This is a genomic window from Candidatus Allofournierella excrementigallinarum, from assembly GCF_944388085.1.
In the GTDB taxonomy this organism is placed as follows: Bacteria; Bacillota; Clostridia; order Oscillospirales; family Ruminococcaceae; genus Allofournierella_A; species Allofournierella_A excrementigallinarum.
On the sequence record NZ_CALXHK010000087.1, the window covers coordinates 1 to 4,324 of the forward strand.

Below are 4,324 nucleotides of genomic sequence, written 5' to 3' on the forward strand. Positions count from 1 at the left end.
CGCTGGGCGTTGGGGGTGATGGTGGCGCACTTCACCGACACGCCGTACTTCTTGTTGGCCAGCGCCGCGTCCATGGTGACCTGGTCGCCGGTGGCGTCCCGGTTGGGCAGCCCCAGGTCGTAGTATTCGCTCTTGAGCTCCACAAAGGGCAGGATGAGCTCGTCCTTGATCATCTGCCACAAAACGCGGGTCATCTCGTCGCCGTCCATCTCCACAAGGGGGGTGGTCATCTTGATTTTTTCCATGGGTGCCTCTCTCCTCTCGTTTTTGCGCTCACTTTGTCATTTCGGCCAGGACTTCGGCCATCACGGCCACACCCCGGTCGATCTGTTCCTTGGTGGGGGTGGAGAAATTCAGCCGCACAAAGGGCCGGTCCACCGCGCTGTCGGTGTAAAAGGCGCTGCCCGGCACCACCGCCAGCTTCTTTTCCAAACAGCGCCGGGCAAATTCCCCTGCGGGCATTTCGCCGGGCAGCTTTGCCCAGATGAACATGCCGCCCTCCGGCCGCACATAGGTCACCGCGCCGGAAAGCCTTTCGTCCAGCTTCTCCATCATGCAGCTCGCCTTTTCCCGGTAGAGGGCCTGCAGCCGGGCGATGTGGGCGTTCATGTCGGTCTCGCGGAGCATCCGCTCGCACACCCGCTGGGCCCAGACGTTGGTGTGCACGTCGCTGCCCTGCTTGGCGGTGACCATCCTGGCGATGAAGTCGCCCTGGCCCGCGCAATAGGCAAGGCGCATGCCGGGGCAGAGGATCTTGCTGAAGGACCCGGCGTAGACCACCGCGCCCGTCTCGTCAAAGTGCTTGATGGGGGGCACGTCCTCGCCGCTGATGCGCAGCGCGCCGTAGGGGTCGTCCTCCAGCACCGGCACGCCGTATTTCACCGCCAGCTCATAGATGGCCTTCCGCTTTTCTTCGCTGGTGGTGCAGCCGGTGGGGTTCTGGAAGTTGGGGATGCAGTAGAAGAATTTGGGCCTCGGCCTGGCGGCGAAGGCCGCCTCCAGGGCGTCGAGATCCACGCCGTCCGGCTGCAGGGGCACGCCGCGCAAAACCGCGCCGAAGCTGCGCATGGAATTGTAGGCCCCGAGGAAGGCCGGCTCCTCCACCGCCACCACGTCGCCCTCGTTGCACAGCAGCTTTGCCATGAACTCGATGGCCTGCTGGCTGCCGCTGGTGATGATGACTTCATCGCTCTTTTTCACCACCGGCCATTTGCGGTTGGCAAAGGCGCGGCAGGCCTCGCGCAGGGGGCCGCAGCCCTCGGTGACGGAGTATTGCAGCATGCCCACCGGGTCGGTCTCCAGCAGCTCGTCGCTGAAGGCGCGGATGCTTTCCACGGGGAAGCTGTCCGCCGCGGGGTTGCCGCCGGCAAAGCTGATAAGACTGGGGTCGCTCATCTGTTTGAGCAGCTCGCGGATGATGCTGGGCCGCATGCCCAGCACCTTGTCGGAATAACGGAACTCCATGCTTTTTCCTCCTTACTGCACCGTCTCGCCCGTGCGGGGCACGGCGGCAAAACTTGTTTCCACGGTGATGACACAGCGGTAATTCGGGTCCTTTTCTCTCACCAGCCGGGCGATGGCGTCCTTGAGGCGGGCGCTGCCCATGGCGAAGCCCGGCGGGGTGACGCAGTCAAAAATGACGTTGGTGTGGTTCACGCCCGGCACCATGCGCAGGTCGTGGATGGACAGGGAGGGGTCGATGGTCTTGACCGCCCCGGCCAGCCAGCGGCGCATGTCCCCCACCTGGGCGTCGGAGGTGACGATGGGGTCGAAGTGGATGACCACCGGCAGCCGGTCGTTTTTCAAAAAGTCCCGCTCGATGTCGTCGATGAGCTCGTGGCTGGCCATCACATCGCCCTCGGCGGCCAGCTCCACATGGACGCTGGCGAACTGCCGGCCGGGGCCGTAGTCGTGGACCATCAGGTCATGGGTGCCCAGCACGCCGGGGTAGCTCATGATCTTGTCGTGGATGCGCTGCACCAGCTCTGGGTCGGGGGCAAGGCCCAGCAGGGGGTCGATGGTGTCTTTGATGAGGCCCACGCCGCTGTAAAGGATGAACAGGGCCACCGCCGCGCCCATCCAGCCGTCCAGTTCCACGTTCGCAAAGTGGCTGATGAGGCTGGCGATGAGTACCGCGCTGGTGCTGAGCACGTCGTTGCGGCTGTCTGCCGCGGTGGCAATGAGGGAGCCGGAGTTGATGCGCTTGCCCAGCGTGCGGTTGAACACCGACATCCACAGCTTGACCGCGATGGACGCCGCCAGCACCGCCATGGCCACCCAGCTGAAGGTTACGGCGGCGGGATGCAATATCTTGCCCACGCTGCTTTTCAGCAGTTCCACGCCGATGACCAGCACCATCACCGCCACCGCCAGCCCGGCAAGATACTCAAAGCGGGCGTGGCCGTAGGGGTGTTCGTCGTCGGCGGGGCGGGCGCCCAGCTTGAAGCCGATGAGGCTCACCACGCTGGAGGATGCGTCGGACAGGTTGTTCACTGCGTCGGCGGCGATGGAGATGCTGCCCGAGAGGGTGCCGGCCAGAAATTTGCCGGCGCAGAGCAGCAGGTTGCAGAAAATCCCCACCCAGCTCGCCAGATTGCCGTAGGCGGCGCGCACGGCGGGGTCGGTGGCGTCGCGGCTGTTCTTCACAAACAGCCGCACGAGCGTTTCAGTCAAAAAAAACACCTCGGATGTTGTGGGATGGGGCCTTTTGCCCCGTCAGGGCTTGCGCTTCAGCGGATGGGCGCCGGTCTCGTCGATGACGTCGATGTTGTCCAGCTGGGCGCGCAGGCTGCGCTTCATGCTTTCAATGTATTCCTGGCGCAGGGCCATCTGTTCGGCGCGTTCCGCGCCGGTGAGGCCCCCGGCGGTGCGGCTTTTGCGGGCAAGCTCGCTGATGCGGTCGAGTTTTTGCTGTTCCATGGGTCGTTCCCCTTTCGGCCGCGGGCGCGGCGCGCTTTTCGCTTATTATAGCAGAAACAAAGGCAAAACGCAAAAGCAGCCTGCCCCGAGGAGTGAAGGAGCAGGCTGCCTTTGCACAAATTGAAGAGGAATCTCATGAAAAGCGGACATCTATATAAAAACCTTCTCACGAAGGGGAAGGCGGGTCGGTTGTCTGGGCCGTCCACAGGCGGGGCTTGCGGGCCCGCCCGTCGCATGGGCGGCGGCCAGTATACACGGCTTTTTTACCGTGGCCGGTTTTCACTTTGGGGAACCTTTTGTCCCCCCCGGGCTGTGATTATAGAATACCCCCACTTTGTGGAAAAACCGTGATAAGCTTATAAACAAATTGCAAAATCGTTACAAACAGTCTGTGACCGGGCGCTCTTGCCCGCCGTGGTATAATGGTTTTGAAAAAGGAAAAAGGGGGGATCCTCCATGGCGAACCCGCCGAACTATGCCCGGGAGATGGAGGCCGTGCTGGCCCGGCTGGCCCCGCAGGGGGGCCAAAAGCCCCGGCTTTTGCTCCACGCCTGCTGCGGGCCCTGCTCCAGCGCGGTGCTGGAACAGCTGCTGGCCCACTTTGAGGTGACCATCCTCTACTACAATCCGAATATATGGCCCGCCGCCGAATACCGCCGCCGGGGAGAGGAGCTTGCGCGCTTCGCCGCCGCCTTTGCCCCTGCGGTGAAGGTGGTGGAGGGCGATTACGACACCGGCCGCTACTACGGGGCCGTGGCGGGCCTGGAGGCCGAGCCGGAGCGGGGCGGGCGGTGCGCCGTGTGCTACCGGCTGCGGATGGACCAGGCCGCCCGCTACGCCGCCGCCCACGGCTTCGACTGGTTCTGCACCACCCTGTCCATCAGCCCTCACAAGGACGCGGCGCGCATCAACGCCATCGGGCAGGCGCTGGAAAAGCAGTACGGCGTGCGCCATCTGCCCAACGACTTCAAGAAGAAAAACGGCTACAAGCGCAGCCTGGAGCTTTCGGCCCAATACGGCCTTTACCGCCAGGACTACTGCGGCTGCGAGTTCAGCGCCCGGCGCGCTGCAAAGGAGGACGCCCCCGATGGACCGGCTGGAACAGTTTGAAAAGATGCTGGCGGACCTGCAGGCCCAGTACGCCGACACGGCGGCCCGCATGGAGAAGCTGAAGGCGCAGGACAAGACCCGCACCGCCACCTACCGCCAGCTGATGGGTCAGAAGCTGACCCTGGGCCAGATGCTGGAGACCTGCCGGGTCTACGGCCTGCTGAAATGAAAAACGCCAAGGAAAACGGCGCCGGGAGCATTCCCGGCGCCGTTTTCCGGCAAAGAGAAAAATGAGAGGATCGAAAAATGCGGGGATAACATAAAGTTTGGAGGCGGGCGCTCAGCGCACCACGCG

General features: G+C 63.6%; 6 protein-coding genes. 2 read left to right on the forward strand and 4 right to left on the reverse strand.

The window, feature by feature from the left end; translation table 11 throughout:
- From ACH2AT_RS10695 to ACH2AT_RS10710, 4 genes are all read right to left on the reverse strand, one after another.
- Nucleotides 1–245 (reverse strand): isocitrate/isopropylmalate family dehydrogenase (locus ACH2AT_RS10695; RefSeq protein WP_394965933.1); only part of this gene is annotated, 245 nt, incomplete at its 3' end.
- Between the two features lie 28 nt (nt 246–273).
- Nucleotides 274–1,464, reverse strand: coding sequence for a PLP-dependent aminotransferase family protein (locus tag ACH2AT_RS10700; protein ID WP_394965935.1), 1,191 nt, complete (start codon nt 1,462–1,464; stop codon nt 274–276).
- Between the two features lie 12 nt (nt 1,465–1,476).
- The gene (locus ACH2AT_RS10705) at nt 1,477–2,682 is read right to left on the reverse strand and encodes a cation diffusion facilitator family transporter (protein ID WP_394965937.1); all 1,206 of its coding nucleotides are present in this window, start codon (nt 2,680–2,682) and stop codon (nt 1,477–1,479) included.
- A 33-nt stretch (nt 2,683–2,715) separates the two neighbouring features.
- Nucleotides 2,716–2,919 carry a DUF896 domain-containing protein gene (locus ACH2AT_RS10710; RefSeq protein WP_394965939.1) on the reverse strand — a complete coding sequence of 68 codons (204 nt, stop codon included), beginning with the start codon at nt 2,917–2,919 and terminating at the stop codon, nt 2,716–2,718.
- 456 nt (nt 2,920–3,375) lie between these two features.
- On the opposite strand from ACH2AT_RS10710, the gene ACH2AT_RS10715 reads away from it, so the two are divergent.
- Together ACH2AT_RS10715 and ACH2AT_RS10720 are read left to right on the forward strand one after the other, a co-directional pair.
- Nucleotides 3,376–4,029: an epoxyqueuosine reductase QueH gene (locus ACH2AT_RS10715; protein WP_394965941.1), complete on the forward strand. Its 654-nt coding sequence runs from the start codon at nt 3,376–3,378 to the stop codon at nt 4,027–4,029.
- Nucleotides 4,007–4,198, forward strand: coding sequence for a hypothetical protein (locus ACH2AT_RS10720; RefSeq protein WP_394965943.1), 192 nt, complete (start codon nt 4,007–4,009; stop codon nt 4,196–4,198). Before ACH2AT_RS10715 ends, ACH2AT_RS10720 begins: the two co-directional genes overlap by 23 nt.
- Nucleotides 4,199–4,324: the final 126 nt, after the last annotated feature.

What these genes read in the sequence shown, in the direction of transcription:
- ACH2AT_RS10720 (WP_394965943.1), top strand. Translation starts at nt 4,007, where the DNA reads ATGGACCGGCTGGAACAGTTTGAAAAGATGCTGGCGGACCTGCAGGCC.
- ACH2AT_RS10715 (WP_394965941.1), top strand. Translation starts at nt 3,376, where the DNA reads ATGGCGAACCCGCCGAACTATGCCCGGGAGATGGAGGCCGTGCTGGCC.
- ACH2AT_RS10700 (WP_394965935.1), bottom strand. Translation starts at nt 1,464, where the DNA reads ATGGAGTTCCGTTATTCCGACAAGGTGCTGGGCATGCGGCCCAGCATC.
- ACH2AT_RS10710 (WP_394965939.1), bottom strand. Translation starts at nt 2,919, where the DNA reads ATGGAACAGCAAAAACTCGACCGCATCAGCGAGCTTGCCCGCAAAAGC.